Source organism: Oryzomonas rubra (genome assembly GCF_008369015.1).
GTDB classification, from domain to species: domain Bacteria; phylum Desulfobacterota; class Desulfuromonadia; order Geobacterales; family Pseudopelobacteraceae; genus Oryzomonas; species Oryzomonas japonica.
Genome location: NZ_SRSD01000008.1, coordinates 54,406 through 69,037 on the forward strand (window position 1 = coordinate 54,406; position 14,632 = coordinate 69,037).

At 61.5% G+C, this 14,632-nt stretch carries 16 protein-coding genes and 1 riboswitch; all 16 genes read left to right on the forward strand.

Annotated features, from left to right (window positions below; translation table 11 throughout):
- The first annotated feature begins 42 nt into the window (after window positions 1-42).
- Window positions 43-765 (forward strand): putative periplasmic lipoprotein, encoded by a 723-nt coding sequence (locus ET418_RS13140; protein ID WP_149308225.1) that lies wholly within the window; start codon window positions 43-45, stop codon window positions 763-765.
- A 2-nt stretch (window positions 766-767) separates the two neighbouring features.
- Complete coding sequence (locus ET418_RS13145) at window positions 768-1,169, forward strand: YbgC/FadM family acyl-CoA thioesterase (protein WP_149308227.1); 402 nt, start codon at window positions 768-770, stop codon at window positions 1,167-1,169.
- On the forward strand, window positions 1,166-2,236 hold the full coding sequence (mqnC, locus tag ET418_RS13150) for a cyclic dehypoxanthinyl futalosine synthase (RefSeq protein ID WP_420819524.1): 1,071 nt from the start codon (window positions 1,166-1,168) through the stop codon (window positions 2,234-2,236). Before ET418_RS13145 ends, mqnC begins: the two co-directional genes overlap by 4 nt.
- Complete coding sequence (locus ET418_RS13155) at window positions 2,233-3,387, forward strand: ribonuclease D (RefSeq protein WP_149308231.1); 1,155 nt, start codon at window positions 2,233-2,235, stop codon at window positions 3,385-3,387. Before mqnC ends, ET418_RS13155 begins: the two co-directional genes overlap by 4 nt.
- Complete coding sequence (locus ET418_RS13160) at window positions 3,377-4,333, forward strand: glycosyltransferase (RefSeq protein WP_149308233.1); 957 nt, start codon at window positions 3,377-3,379, stop codon at window positions 4,331-4,333. Before ET418_RS13155 ends, ET418_RS13160 begins: the two co-directional genes overlap by 11 nt.
- A gap of 161 nt (window positions 4,334-4,494) precedes the next feature.
- Window positions 4,495-5,397 (forward strand): formyltransferase, encoded by a 903-nt coding sequence (locus ET418_RS13165; RefSeq protein ID WP_246153069.1) that lies wholly within the window; start codon window positions 4,495-4,497, stop codon window positions 5,395-5,397.
- A gap of 156 nt (window positions 5,398-5,553) precedes the next feature.
- The gene (locus tag ET418_RS13170; RefSeq protein ID WP_149308237.1) at window positions 5,554-6,594 is read left to right on the forward strand and encodes a bifunctional UDP-4-keto-pentose/UDP-xylose synthase; all 1,041 of its coding nucleotides are present in this window, start codon (window positions 5,554-5,556) and stop codon (window positions 6,592-6,594) included.
- Between the two features lie 156 nt (window positions 6,595-6,750).
- Window positions 6,751-7,254 carry a pilus assembly FimT family protein gene (locus ET418_RS13175; RefSeq protein ID WP_188055554.1) on the forward strand — a complete coding sequence of 168 codons (504 nt, stop codon included), beginning with the start codon at window positions 6,751-6,753 and terminating at the stop codon, window positions 7,252-7,254.
- Entirely contained in the window at window positions 7,251-7,592 is a 342-nt protein-coding gene (locus tag ET418_RS13180; RefSeq protein WP_149308241.1) for a prepilin-type N-terminal cleavage/methylation domain-containing protein, read from the forward strand. The genes ET418_RS13175 and ET418_RS13180 overlap by 4 nt, the downstream gene beginning before the upstream one ends.
- The gene (locus ET418_RS13185; RefSeq protein WP_149308243.1) at window positions 7,570-8,202 is read left to right on the forward strand and encodes a type II secretion system protein GspJ; all 633 of its coding nucleotides are present in this window, start codon (window positions 7,570-7,572) and stop codon (window positions 8,200-8,202) included. The genes ET418_RS13180 and ET418_RS13185 overlap by 23 nt, the downstream gene beginning before the upstream one ends.
- On the forward strand, window positions 8,199-9,116 hold the full coding sequence (gene gspK, locus ET418_RS13190; RefSeq protein ID WP_188055556.1) for a type II secretion system minor pseudopilin GspK: 918 nt from the start codon (window positions 8,199-8,201) through the stop codon (window positions 9,114-9,116). Before ET418_RS13185 ends, gspK begins: the two co-directional genes overlap by 4 nt.
- A gap of 126 nt (window positions 9,117-9,242) precedes the next feature.
- Window positions 9,243-11,492, forward strand: a complete 2,250-nt coding sequence (gene fliK / locus ET418_RS13195; protein ID WP_149308246.1) for a flagellar hook-length control protein FliK — start codon at window positions 9,243-9,245, stop codon at window positions 11,490-11,492.
- Window positions 11,479-11,751: an EscU/YscU/HrcU family type III secretion system export apparatus switch protein gene (locus tag ET418_RS13200; RefSeq protein ID WP_149308248.1), complete on the forward strand. Its 273-nt coding sequence runs from the start codon at window positions 11,479-11,481 to the stop codon at window positions 11,749-11,751. The genes fliK and ET418_RS13200 overlap by 14 nt, the downstream gene beginning before the upstream one ends.
- 165 nt (window positions 11,752-11,916) lie before the next feature.
- Window positions 11,917-13,326 carry a phosphoglucomutase/phosphomannomutase family protein gene (locus ET418_RS13205; protein ID WP_149308250.1) on the forward strand — a complete coding sequence of 470 codons (1,410 nt, stop codon included), beginning with the start codon at window positions 11,917-11,919 and terminating at the stop codon, window positions 13,324-13,326.
- Window positions 13,327-13,421: 95 nt separating this feature from the next.
- Window positions 13,422-13,502, forward strand: a riboswitch (cyclic di-GMP riboswitch).
- A 211-nt stretch (window positions 13,503-13,713) separates the two neighbouring features.
- On the forward strand, window positions 13,714-14,079 hold the full coding sequence (locus tag ET418_RS13210) for a response regulator (RefSeq protein ID WP_149308252.1): 366 nt from the start codon (window positions 13,714-13,716) through the stop codon (window positions 14,077-14,079).
- Window positions 14,076-14,582 carry a chemotaxis protein CheX gene (locus ET418_RS13215; protein WP_149308254.1) on the forward strand — a complete coding sequence of 169 codons (507 nt, stop codon included), beginning with the start codon at window positions 14,076-14,078 and terminating at the stop codon, window positions 14,580-14,582. The genes ET418_RS13210 and ET418_RS13215 overlap by 4 nt, the downstream gene beginning before the upstream one ends.
- Window positions 14,583-14,632: the final 50 nt, after the last annotated feature.

The following is a 14,632-nucleotide window of genomic DNA, read 5'->3' on the forward strand; positions in this document are numbered from 1 at the left end:
AGTGACAGTAGTAGGCAGTACTTTTACGATTGGAGATGAGCCATGAAGAAAATCATCTTGCTCTTGATGATGGCGGCGCATCTTTCCGCGTGCGCCACATACGAGAGCCGTTCGGTTTCATTTCGGCCGCCGCAGGACTATGTAAACTATCAGGACGTTGCCGGGATTCGGGTGGGGGCTGAGGCCTTTGCCGATAAGCAGCAGGCCGAGGACGCCTTTGGTTTCAATATTCGGGACGCCGGACTGCTGCCGGTCCAGGTTGTCATCGACAACAAGAGCGGCCAGGGGGTGGAGGTCGTTTCCGGCCAGACCTTTCTGATCGACAGTTCGAACCGCTATTGGAAGCTCCTTTCCAACCGCGAGGCCGTGGAACGGGTCGACAAGGCGACCCAGGCGGGATCCATCACCAGCGGGGCGGGCAAGGGGGCGGCCTGGGGCGCTGCAACCGGTGCCTTGCTGGGTTTGGCGATAGGGATCGTCTCCGGCCATGATGCCGGCTCTGCCCTGGTGAAGGGAGGCGTCCTGGGCGGGGTAGGCGGTGCCGTCATCGGCGGCGCCTCCAAGGGCGACGACCGGGAGCGGGAATACAAGATCGCCGACGACGTCCGTGAGAAGGGGATGGAAGGCAAGATCATGTCTGCCGAGGCCCTGGCCTCAGGCTTTATCTTCTTCCCCGGCGAAGCTGAGTCGGTCAGGGAGCTCCGCCTGCAGGTCAGGTTCCGCGAGAGCGGTACGGTGCGTACGCTCAACCTGAGGCTCAAATAGACATGGACGTTCGCATCTACTACGAAGACACGGACGCAGCCGGCGTAGTCTACCATGCCAGTTATCTCAAATTCTTTGAACGGGCCCGGACGGAGTATTTCCGGGAGCGTGGCCTGGGTGTGGCGGAACTCGCCACTGCCGGTTTCGTTTTCCCGGTGATCAGAATGGAAATCGATTTCAAGGCGTCTGCGCTGCACGACGAACTCCTGTCGATCATCACCCGCCCGGAGCGGATTGGTGGCGCATCCTTCGTCGTCAGGCAACAGGCAGTGCGGCCGTCGGACGGCCGGGTTCTGGTGGAGGCCCAGGTCACCCTTGCCTGCATCAGCCCGGAACGCCGGGCGCGACGGCTTCCCGACGAGGTCAAACGCGTGCTTGAGGAAGGTGTGACGCAGGGGCAATGATGATACAACAAACTACGGATACCGTTGAAGGGCGGCGCATGGAGCGCGCGGAGGCGCTGCGGCTGCTGGAGAGCGCCGAGCTGCTGGAACTGGGGATGTACGCCGACAGGATACGTCGCAAGCTCCACCCGGAAGGGGTGGTGTCGTTTGTCGTTGACCGCAACGTCAATTACACCAATATCTGCAACTCGAAATGCGCCTTTTGCGCATTCTACCGCGACGGCGACGCGGCGGACGCCTATGTGCTCACCCAGGAAGAGATCTTCGCCAAGATAGAGGAACTGGTGAGGCAGGAGGGTACGCAGCTCCTCATGCAGGGGGGGCTCAACCCGGACCTGAAGATCGGCTTTTTCGAACAGTTGTTCCGCGAGATCAAGTCCCGCTTCCCCGCGGTACAGAACCATTCCCTTTCCCCCGCCGAGGTGGTCAGCATCGCGAAGAACTCGGGACTGTCCCTGGACGAGGCCCTTAGGCGCCTCAAACGGGCCGGCCTGGATTCAATACCCGGCGGCGGAGCCGAGATCCTGGTGGATGAGGTCCGCGGCGCCATCTCGCCCAACAAGATCGGCTGGCGCCAGTGGGCCGAGGTCATGTCCAAGGCCGCCGGACTCGGCATGCCGACCACGGCCACCATGATGTTCGGCAGCCGCGAGAAACCGGAGGACATCGTCGAGCACCTGTTCCGGGTGCGGGAGATCCAGGATAAGGGCGGCTCGTTTACGGCCTTCATCCCTTGGACCTACCAGCCGGGCAATACGGAGTTGGGCGGCGATACCGCCACGGGGGTCGAATACCTGAAGGTGCTGGCCCTGGCCCGCATCGTGCTGGACAATATCCCCAACATCCAGGCCAGTTGGGTCACCCAGGGCGCCAAGATGGCGCAGGTTGCGCTCTTTTTCGGGGCGAACGACCTGGGGGGCACCATGCTGGAGGAAAACGTCGTTGCCGCAGCCGGTTGTAGCTTCCGCATGTCCCGGGAAGAGATGATCGACCTTATCCGCGGGGCCGGCTTTCGTGCCGCCCAGCGCACCACCACGTACCACATCGTAAAGGAGTTTCCGGCTTGACACATCTAACCCGGCAGGCCGGAACGTGCGAAATCGTCACTACCGCAGCACGCCTGAAAGAACTGGCAGAGCACCTCTGCCGGCACCATGAATTGGCCGTGGACCTGGAGATGGATTCGCTCCATCACTATCGGGAGAAGGTCTGCCTGATCCAGGTCTCGACCCGCAGCGAAAGCTGGCTGATAGACCCGCTGGCCCTGGAGGACCTGTCACCTTTGGCCGCGCCGTTGGGTAACCCCGCGATCCTGATCGTGATGCATGGCTCGGATTATGATATCCGCTCCCTGCATCGAGACTTCGGCATCGAGGTGAAAAATCTCTTCGACACCATGCTGGCGGCCCGCTTTCTGGGTGTTGCCGAGTTCGGCCTCGCCGCGCTGCTCAGGGCGCGCTTCGGCATCGAACTGGACAAGAAATACCAGAAGGCCGACTGGAGCAAGCGTCCGCTCAGCCCGGAGATGTGCGCCTATGCATCGGCCGACACCTCCGATCTGCTCCCCCTGTATGACCAGTTGCACGGCGAACTGGCCGGGAAAGGCCGCCTTGCCTGGCAGGAGGAGGAGTGCGCTCTGGTGTGCCAGGCGCGGGTGAGCGAAAAGGAGGGGCCGCTGTTTCTCTCCTGCAAGGGGGCGGGTAAACTCAAGGGGCGCAGCCTGGCTGCCCTGGAAGAGTTACTGCGCTACCGCGACCGTCAGGCGCAACAGGTGGATCGGCCTCCCTTCAAGGTCATGTCGGCCGAGACGCTCCTGGAGGCGGCGGAGAAGAAGCCCCGCTCGTTGAGCGAGTTGGCGGGCATCAAGGGGATGACACCCAAGCAGCTCAACCGCCATGGGTCTGCCCTGCTGGCGGCTGTTACAACCGCCCTGGAACTGCCCGAGGAGAGGCTGCCGCGGTTTCCGCGCACCCGGAGGGAAGACCCGTCCGAGGGGGCCAAGGAACGGCTCAAGCGGCTCAAGTCGTGGCGTGAGAAATCGAGTGCGGCCCTGGGGCTGGAGCCGGGTGTGATCGCTCCCAACTGGCTTCTGGAGGCTGCGGCGGATATGAACCCACCCACACGTGCCGGACTGGACGGAATCGCCGGGATGCGGGAGTGGCAAAAAGGGCTCTACGGAACAGAGCTGATCGAGGTGCTTGAAGCTGATGGACAATGATACAATACGCACGGAACAACCCTACCTGAGCATCGTCGTACCGGTCTACAACGAGGAGGGCAACCTCGGCCCCCTGATGGAACGGCTCTATCCGGCCGTGCAGGGCATCGGCAGGCCGTTCGAGATCCTCTTCACCAACGACGGTTCCCGCGACCGCTCCCTGGAGATCCTGCGCCGGATGGTGCAGCAGTATCCGGGGGTCAAGGTGATCGAGTTCAACGGCAACTTCGGCCAGCACATGGCCATCCTTGCGGCCTTCGAGATGTCCCGGGGGGAGATCGTCATCACCCTGGACGCCGACCTGCAGAATCCCCCCGAGGAGATCCCGCGCCTGGTGGCGGAGATCGAAAAGGGGCACGACGTGGTCGGTACCATCCGCCAGAAACGCCAGGACTCCTTCTTCAGAAAGTTCGCTTCGCGTATCGTGAACATCACCACCAACCGGATCACCGGCATGCAGATGCAGGACTACGGCTGCATGCTGCGGGCCTACCACCGGTACGTGGTGGACAATATCAACCGCTGTCGGGAATCCACCACCTTTATCCCGGCCCTGGCCCAGACCTTTGCCTCCAATCCCACGGAGATCCAGGTGGGGCACGCCGAGCGGGTGGAAGGGGAGAGCAAGTATTCGTTCTATAGCCTGATCCGGCTCAATTTCGACCTGATGACCGGCTTTTCGGTGGTGCCGCTGCAGATCTTTGCCCTGTTCGGCATCAGCACCGCCCTCTTTTCCCTGGTCTTCGCCCTGTTCCTGCTGGTGCGGCGCTTCATCGTCGGGGCGGAGGTGGAGGGGGTCTTCACCCTGTTCGCTATCCTGTTTTTCTTCGTCGGCATCATCATCTTCGGCATCGGCATCGTCGGTGAATACGTGGGCAGGATCTACCAGGAGGTGCGCAAACGGCCCCGGTATGTGGTGCGGCAAACCTACGGCTTTGAAGAATAACAGGTTGTTGAAAAACAGCCATCAGGCCTTCATCCTCGAAAGGCCCTTCGTGCGGCGTAGGCCTGCTACGCCTCCTCGGGTCTTCCTGCGGGTGCGACGATCTGACTATTTTTGAACAACCTGAGCGGATAGTTGAAAATAACCATTCCATGGGAATAACCTTGCAATCTGACAAACTGATCGTCTGCGCCTACCATAATGTAGGCTATCGCTGCATAGAGGAACTGCTGCGCCAGGGGGCGGATATCGCCTTGATCTTCACCCACGAGGATTCCCCCACGGAGGAGATCTGGTTCAAATCGGTGCGGGAGCTGGCGGACCGCCACGGCATTCCGTACCTGACCACGGACATCTCCCTCCCGGAGAACGTGGACCGGGTGCGGGCCATTGCGCCGGCTTTCCTCTTCTCCTTCTATTACCGTAACATGATCAAGCCGGCGGTGCTGGAGATCCCGAAACAAGGCGCGTTCAACCTGCACGGCTCGTACCTGCCCAAGTACCGCGGCCGGGTGCCGGTCAACTGGGCGGTGATCAACGGCGAGAGCGAAACCGGGGCGACCCTGCACCACATGGTGGAGAAACCCGACGCCGGGGCCATCGTGGACCAAGAGCGGGTGGATATCGCCTTTACCGACACGGCGTTCGATGTCTTCAACAAGATTACCGATGCGGCGGTGGCGGTCATGGCCCGCGCCTGGCCGCAACTCAGGGAGGGGAGGGCGGCGTGCATCCCCATGAACCTGGCCGAAGGCGCCTACTTTGGCGGCCGCAAGCCCGCCGACGGCAAAATCGACTGGCAGCAAAGCGCCCTACGGATCTATAACCTGGTCCGGGGCGTAACCCACCCCTACCCCGGCGCGTTCAGCCACCTGGATGGCAGAAAGGTCGTCATCTGGTCCGCCTGGCCGGTTGAGGGGAGCGGAGAGCCGGGGCGCATCGTGTCGCACCGTCCGCTTCTGGTCGGTACCGGAGAAGGATTGCTGGAGGTCCGGTCGCTCCAGGCCGAGGGTGGTGACGAGGTCACCGCCGCGGATTTTATGACCATTGACGAGCAGTTTACTTAACAGACTGTTGAAAAACTCAGGTTGTTCAAAAATAGTCAGATCGTCGCACCCGCAGAATGCCCTGAGGAGGCGTAGCAGCGCTACGCCGCACGAAAGGACCTTCGAGGATGGCGGCGAGATGGCTGTTTTTCAACAACCTCTCAAGGAGAAAAAAGCATGAAAGTACTGATCCTCGGCGTTAACGGCTTTATTGGCAACGCACTGACCCACCGCATTCTCACCACCACCGACTGGGAGGTCCATGGCCTGGACATGGCCTGCGACAAGCTTGAACGCTCCCTGGGCGACCCCCGTTTCCATTTCCTGGAGGGGGATATCACCATCAACAAGGAGTGGATCGAGTACAATATCAAGAAATGCGACGTCGTGTTGCCGCTGGTTGCCATCGCCACGCCGGTGACCTACGTCAAGGACCCGCTGCGGGTCTTTGAACTTGATTTCGAAGAAAACCTCAAGATCATCAGGCTGTGCCACAAGTACAAGAAACGGGTCATCTTCCCCTCCACCTCCGAGGTGTACGGCATGTCGCCCGACCGGGAATTCGACGAGGACAACTCGCCCCTCATGCTGGGGCCGATCGCCAAGGAGCGCTGGATCTACTCCTGCGCCAAGCAGATGCTCGACCGGGTGATCTACGCCTACGGCATGCACGAGGGGCTCCGGTTCACCCTGTTCCGCCCCTTCAACTGGATCGGTCCCAAGCTGGACAGCATCCATACCGCCAAAGAGGGGAGCTCCCGGGTCCTGACCCAGTTCCTGTACGACATCCTGGCCGAAGAACCGATCCAGTTGGTGGATGGCGGCAACCAGCGCCGCTCCTTTACCTTTGTCGAAGACGGCATCGACGCCCTGATGCGGATCATCGAGAACCGGGACGGTTGCGCCGACGGCAAGATCTTCAACATCGGCAATCCGGCCAACGATCTGTCCGTCAAGGAATTGGCCCACAAGCTGCGCGACATGGTGGCCGAATTCCCGCTTTACCGGGAAAAGGCCGAGAAATGCCGGATCGTGGAGACCTCCTCCGACCAGTTCTACGGCAAGGGATACCAGGATATGCTGACCCGCGTCCCCTCGATCAAGCGCGCCAAGGAATGCCTGGGATGGGAGCCGGTAACGAGCGCCGACGAAGCCCTGCGCAAGACCCTGGAGTTTTATCTGGTGGACGAGCGGGAGAAACTTTCGGAATTTCTGTAAATCACAGCAGAGCCACAGAGACGCGGAGACAAAACAAAAGTATGTCGGGTCATCTGGAATACAACAGGGAACATCGTGCTTTGCGCATCGTTCATTCTGAAATGAACACCGCGATGTCTCCGTGTCTCTGCGCCGCTGTGGCGGGTGTGCAGCAAGGTGTCTGACCGCCGGGGCTTCACGCTCATAGAGCTGGTGGTGGTGCTGGTGATCATCGGCATGGTGATGACGCTGGTCATCCCCCGCCTGCCCAGCTCCGAGGCTGAGGACCTGAAGACCTCGGCACGGACCCTGGCCTCGACCCTGCGCTACCTGCAGGACCGGGCGGCCACCACCGGGACGGTTTACTACCTGCGCATGGAGCCGGGCACGGACACCGTCAAGGTCTTGCAGGCGGCGGGCGACGGGACCGAAAAGGAGCCGGAAGACCCCTTCCTGCAACAACGGCCGACCAAGGAAGGGGTCCAGGTGGCGGATGTGGTCATCCCCCGCCTGGGCAAGCTGAGCGACGGACAGGTGCGGCTCGACATCGGCGCCGGCGGCCTGCGGGATTTCGTCGCCATCCACCTGCGCTCGGCGGGCGGCGCGTTCTGGACGGTGATGGCGTTCCCGTCCAGCGGCAAGGTCAAGATTTACCAAGGGTATCAGGAAGACGCACTATGAGAGGTTTCAGCCTGCTTGAGGTGATGGTGGCCCTGGCCATCATGGCGAGCGTCATCCTGACGGTGCTGGGGGCGGTCAACTACCACCTGACGATCATCACCAACGAACGGGACAGCACCGCCCTGACGCTTCTGGCACGGGCCAAGATGTCGGAATTGATGCAACTGACGGCGATTCCCGAGAAGAGCGAGGGCACCCTGGCCCCGGCCCACCCGGAACTCTCCTGGCAGGCCGATATTTCCGCCACGGACCTGACCGTTCTCAAGAAACTGGTGGTGCGGGTGTGGCGGACCGGCGACAAACGGGAGGTGGCGCTTGAGCGCTATCTCACGCAATAAGGGGTTTACCCTCCTGGAAGTGCTGATCGCCGTGGTCCTTCTGGCAATCCTGACCGCCGCCCTGTACGGGAGCTACTTCACGGTATTGAAGGCTCGGGAGCGGTCGGCGGAGGGGATGGAGGCGCGGCGCGAACTGGGAACCACCCTCGACCTCCTGCGGCGGGAGATCGGCTCGGCCCTCTATACCCCCACCGACAAACGGCTCAAATTCATCGTCGAGGACCGGGACAGCTTCGGCCGGCCGGCCTCCAACCTGGAACTGACGACCCTGGCGCCGCCGTCTACCCTGAGCGACACCCGTAAGGAGTCCGGCACCATAGACGTCCAGTACCGCATGGTTGAGAAGGAAAAGCAGCAACTGCTCCTGACCCGCACGGAACAGGATCTCCTGTTGGACTCGACCACCGTGCCCGCCTATCCGCAGATGGAGCAGATCAACTCCTTTCTGGTGGAATGCAGCAACGACGGCACGACGTGGGTCAAAACCTGGGATACGGCCCTGAACGGCAACAAACTGCCGAAGCTGGTGCGTATCACGGTGCAGGTGGAGGAGGAGGGGACGCCGGTGACGTTTACCGTCTATGCGGCCCCCAGGGTGATGGGCTCGTGAGAGGCGAAAAGGGCTTTGCCCTGGTCCTGACCCTGGTGGTCACCGCCCTGATGGTGGCGGCAGCGGTGGAGTTAATCCACCAAGTGTACGTGGATATGTCCCTCAACCGCAACTTCCGCGATGGCCAGCAGGCCTCGCTGCTGGCGGAATCGGGGGCCGAAGGGGGTAAAAAACTGCTCCAGACGCTGCTTGCGGCGCAAAGCTACACGTCGCTCTCGGACAAGTGGGCCGCCCCGTTCAAGATGGACGACGAGATCGGGCGCATCGAGATCACGACCACCGAGGAGAGCGGCAAGATCAACCTCAACGCGCTGGTACAGCAAAACGATGAGATAAACACCGATACCCAGGCGATCCTGAAGCGCCTGGGCACGCAATTGCAAATTCCGGAAAGCGTATGGAACGCCCTGGCGGACTGGATCGACACCAACGACCTGCCACTCTCCGGTGGCGCCGAAAACTCCTATTACAAATCCCTGAACCCGCCTTACTCGGCCCGCAACGGCAGACTGACGACGGTGAACGAACTGTCCCTGGTCAAGGGCTTTACGGCGGACATGGTCAACAAGCTCAAGCCGTTCGTGACCGTCTACCCCAACAAGGCCGGTGGCCTCGGCGCCACCGTGGCCGTCAACGTGAACACCGCCCCCAAAGAGGTGCTCATGGCCCTGGACAGCCGGATCAGCGGAAGCATAGCGGACCGGATCATCGAGGAGCGGCGCTTGGCGCCGTTCAAGTCCATCGGTGAACTGGCTCGGGCTGACACGATACTTACCACGATCAAAGGCATGACAATTCAAGGCAAGATCTTCCGGATCACGGCCCGGGGGTTCGTCAAGGAAGCGGCCCGCACCGTCGAGGCGGTGGTCAATATGGACGGCACGGGAGAGTTCCTCTCGTGGCAGGAATTTTGATGGTAGCCCGCCGCCCCGCCATGCCTGTTGTATCCTGCACCCCAGCCCCACACCCGTTGTCGGTGGTGATGCCGTTTTCCCCCAGTATCGTCAACCCGAGTACGGCGATTGCCGCTCCAGGAACCCATGGCCATACCGACTGACATCCAGAGCCAGGTGTACAACCTGCTCTCCCAGGCGTCCAACCTCTCGTTCGTAAGCGCCGAGCAGGAGGCGGGGGCGCGGGTCAGCTTTGTCCCGGGCCAGCAGGTGAGCGCCTCGGTGCTGACGACGCTGCCGAACAACCTGACCCAGGTGCAGATCGGCACGGAGCGCTTCAACCTGGCGTTGCCCATGGCGGTCCGTCCGGGGCAGACCCTGGAAATGACCTTTGTTGCGGGGGAGCCGCGTTCGACCTTCGCCGTAGCCCGCCAGGGCGTCGCCGCCCCGCCGGTCAGCCTCTCGGATGCGTCCCGGCTCCTGAGTCTCCTGGTCGGCAGCGAAGAGATCGTCGACCCGAACCTGCGGACCTCGCTCTTGAGTATCAGCGACATGCTGCGGCGTTCCCCGGGAGAGGCGGGTGTCCTTGCCAACCTGATGGACGAGGCGCTCACCTACGGGGTGCCCGGCGAAGGGGGAACAGCGCCAACCCTGCTGCCGGATGTCCCCCTCCAGCAGGGGCGTGCCGGACAGGAAGGGACGCTACCGGCGGCCGGCCAAGGTGCCGTCCCCGAACAGCCCCGTCTGTCGTCCTTCGAGGCCAATGCGGCGCAGATCCTCCAGAATATCGCCCGTAATTCCCGTTTTGACCTGACCGAGGCGGCCAACCAGCCGGTAACGCCGCTTCCCCTCATGCCGGGGGAAGAGGTTGACGCCGCGGTGCTCGGTACCCTGCCGGGCGGCAAGGTGTTCGTCCAACTTGCGGGGACGTCGTTGGAACTGCTTATCCCCCGGCCGGTCCAGGCCGGGGACATCCTCCGCCTCACCTTCATCACGTCGGACCCCCGGCCGCTGTTTGCGCTGCAACGGGCCGCCGCCGGCGTTCCCAGCTCGCTCAGTGAGGCAGGCCGGTGGCTGAGCGCCTTGGAACACAGTGAAGGGGGGGGATCGACACAACAGACGTACGTGCTGGAGCGTCTGAACACGGTGTTGAAAAGCCTGCCGCCGGACTCGCCGGCCTTTACCGCCATCCAGGACGAGGCCATCACCTACCAGACGGTCATGCGCGGCCGCCAGCCCGTTGATCAACTGCCAGCCCAACCGGGGGTGGCGACGTTCCAGGCGGGCGCGGCCGCCGTGCAGAACCCGCAGGCCACCTTGCAGCCCGGCACCGGCATCGTCCTCAGCGACGATATGGCCAAACTGCTCCAGGCACTGATCAGGGGTAACCGCTTGGCGCTCCTTGAGGCCATCAACCAGGAGGCCTCCGGGGGCGCTTTTTTGCCGGGTCAGCAGGTAAGGGGCGAGATCATGTCCTCCCTGGGCGGGGGGCGCTTCATGGTGCAGGTGGCCGGCCAGGCCATGGAATTCATGCTGCCCAAAGGGATCAAGCGGGGGGACATGGTTACGCTCTTCTTCGTCACCGACGAGCCGCAACCCACCTTCCTGATGACCCGTTTCGGCAAGCCCGGCGATGCGCGGGTCAGCGAAACCGGCCGATGGTTGAGCGGATTTCTCGGCGCTGCCGGTGAGCAGATACCGGCCCGGGAGGCCCTGGGAATCTTGAAGACCCTGCTCTCCGAGCCGCCGACCGATGCCTCCCAGGTAAGCGGGCTTCTGCAGCGGGGGCTGCGGGAAGGCGGCCTGTTTTACGAATCCCACCTGGCGCGCTGGTTTGGCGGCGACTATCCTCTGGAGGATCTTTTGCGGGAGCCCCAGGGACGGTTGTCCCCGCTCCACCGTCCGCCCGGACAGGAGACGGCCAACTTGGCGCAGGACATGGGGGTGGCCGGTTTAAAGGGGGGCGCCATGGAGGCTATGGAGGCTGCTCTCAGGAAGGCCGGTACCGCCATGGCCCATGAGGGGATCGTGGACCAGCAGGCCTTGCCGGTTGTCAAGGAACAATTGGCGGCGTTGCAAAGCGGGCAGGTCCTCTTTCGCGGAGACCTGGTGCCGGGCCAGCACTTGGAGTGGTCGGTGCGGGAGCGAGAAGCGCACCGCAACGAGTCCGGTGAACAGACGCGCTCCTGGGAGACGTCGCTCACCCTGGATATGCCGAAGTTGGGGAATGTCACGGCCAGTCTGAAACTCGACGGCAGCAGGGTGGGCATCGAGCTGAACGCCGCACAGCCTGACTCGGCGGAACTTCTGAAGGCCGGCCTGCCTCGCCTTGCCGAACAGCTTGAGGCGTCCGGGCTGGTGCCGTCGGAGATCGGCGTAACCCATGAAATCCCGTAAGGATGAAGAGCGCCGCGCGGCGGCCCTTACCTACAAACAGGGCTTTTACGCTCCGGTGGTCGTTGCCAGGGGCAAGGGGGTGATGGCCGAGGCGATCATCGCCTGCGCGCGCGAAGCGGGAGTCTATGTCCACGAATCGCCGGAACTGGTCAATCTGCTGATGCAGGTGGATACCGATGCGTTCATCCCGCCGGAATTGTACCGCGCCGTGGCCGAGGTACTGGTCTGGCTGTACGGGATCGAGCAGGAACGGCAGTGAAAGGCGGTTAGAAGGTTGTTGAAAAACAGCCATCTCGCCGCCGTCCTCGAAAGCCCTTTTGTGCGGCGTAGCGCTGCTACGCCTCCGCAGGGCCTTCTGCGGGTGCGACGATCTGACTATTTTTGAACAACCTGAGTTTTTTAGCAGCCTGTTAGAGGAGGATGCATGCAGATCAAATTCGGAACCGATGGCTGGCGGGGGGTCATAGCCCGCGATTTCACCTTCGACAACCTTTCCCTGGTGGCCCAGGCCACGATGGATTACTTGAACCGCGATGGCTCGGGCAACAAAGGGCTGGTGATCGGTTATGACCGGCGTTTCCTGTCCCGCGATTTTGCCCGGCGCGTGGCCGAGGTGGCGGCCGGCAACGGCATACGGGTCCGCCTGACCGACGGCTATGCGCCCACGCCGGCCGTATCGTGGGCGGTTCGCGAGTCGGGAGCCGGGGCGGGGATCATGATCACGGCAAGCCACAACCCGCCGGAATACAATGGATTCAAGGTCAAGGAGGCTTTTGGCGGTTCGGCCCGCCCCTCCACCACAAAGGTGTTGGAGGAGATCGTCGCCTTCAATATGGCCAACGACCGCCGCGTGGTGGCCACCCCCTTCGAGGAGGCCCTGGGGAAGGGGATGATCGAGATCTTCGACCCCTGTGAGGGGTATTTCCGCCAGATCGGCCGCTATGTGGATCTGGAACTGATCGCCAGGGCCGGCATCCCGGTTGTCGTTGACCCGATGTACGGTGCCGGCTCGGGTTTTCTGCCCCGCCTGCTGGCCGGGGTTCACGAGATCCACAACAGTGAGAACCCCTCATTCGGGGGACAGCCACCCGAGCCTATCGGCGAACATCTCGCAGAACTCTCTGCGCTCCTCAAGGGGGGCGCCTACCGGGTAGGGCTGGCTTTGGACGGGGACGCCGACCGGATCGGGGCGGTGGACGAGAATGGCGATTTCTTCTCGTCCCACTGCATCTTCACCGTCATCCTGCGGCACCTTATCGAACACAAGCATCTGCGGGGCGGTGTGGTCAAGACCGTCTCCACGACCCGCATGGTGGACCTGCTGGCCCGGAAATACGACCTGCCGCTGTTCGAGACCCCCATCGGCTTCAAACATATCTGCGAATTGATGCTGACGGAGGATATCCTCATGGGGGGCGAGGAATCGGGGGGGCTGGGTGTCAAGGGGCACATCCCGGAACGGGACGGTATCCTGCTCGGGTTGCTGCTCCTGGAGGCTATGGCGGTCAGCGGGAAAGGCCTCCGCCGGCTCCTCGACGAAACCATGGACGAGATCGGGCATTTCTCCTATCGCCGTATCGACCGGCGTATCGGGGGCGACGCCAAGGAACAACTCATTGCGCGTCTGAAATCGGCCCCTCCGGCAGAGATCGACGGCCGGCGGGTGGCTGCCACCAACTTCAGCGACGGCTTCAAGTTTATCTTCGAGAACGGCGACTGGCTTTTGATCCGCCCCTCGGGCACCGAACCGGTCCTGCGGCTGTACAGCGAGGCTGGAACCCCGGACCAGGTGGACCGTCTGCTGCGCGCTGCGGAAGTCTTGGCAGCACGGTAACGACCCGGACGTGCCGCTAAAAATATGCGGTATGAAATTAATAACTTGACATATCCTCAAATTATTTTTTATATCAATGATCTAAGTGTAATTCGGCCATCAGAGGGCAAAGCATGGGCAACCGTGTGACGCAAAGCCACCTGTCCAATGCTGTTTTGGAAAGAGGGGTTGTAAGATCGGTTCAGGATAAAGCCTACTGCGGTTATCTGGGTAGGCTTTCTTTATGGTGCATGCCCTACCGATGCGGAATACCGCAACCCCATTCCCTGATTGGTAAAAAGATAAAAAGTGGATGAATTTTATTGTTTTTGTGATATTAAGTTCCCACGTGCACATTCACGTAATTACTAAGCCCAATGGCATGTTTGAAAGAGGAGGATTACTGGCATGGCGAATATTCTCATCGTTGACGATTCTTCCACAATGCGCAAGATCATTTCACGCTCACTTCGGCAGGCCGGCCTGGCTGTTGATGAAATATACGAGGCCGGCGACGGCATTGAAGGGCTGAGCGTGCTTGCCTCCGGCAAGCCGGTTACGCTGATCCTCTCCGATATCAACATGCCCAACATGGACGGCCTGGAATTCATCAAACAGGTCAGGGCCAACGGCAATACCGTCCCGATTGTCATGATCACCACAGAGGGTGGTGAAGAGATACTCAAGGAAGCCATCGCGAGCGGGGCCAGCGACAGCATCAAAAAGCCCTTCACGCCCGACCAGTTGCAGGAAAAACTGGGAGGGCTGATATGAGCCTTAACGCTGACATCGCCGGCACTGCCAGGTTTACGGAAGAGCAGCTTGCCCGGTACGTCATTGATGCCACCAAAGATGTTTTCTCCACCATGGTCATGATGGACCCGGCGGACGATTATCCCCTCAAGGACCCGATTCATCGCTTTCAATGCAGCATCACCGGCATGGTGGGATTCGCGGGCATCTATTCGGGAGTGATTTCCATCCACTGTCCGGTTGCCCTGGCCCTTCAGATCACCTCAAGCATGCTGGGCATGGAATGCGAAGAGGTCAACGAGGACTTGAACGACGCCATCGGCGAAATAGCCAATATGCTGGGCGGGAGCGTAAAACAGGTGCTTTCCAAGGGAGGTATGGACGTCAAGCTCTCGATTCCAACGGTTATCTCCGGCGAAGATTATACCGTCAACTCGCTCTCCGACATCGACTGTGTCGTCATCCCGTTCAGCGTCAACGACAACAGGTTTCTCGTCGGACTCACCCTTAAGAAAGAAGACTGACAACGCTCTGTGGACGCGGGCGTAATCGCCGCAGCCCATGGCTTGACCCA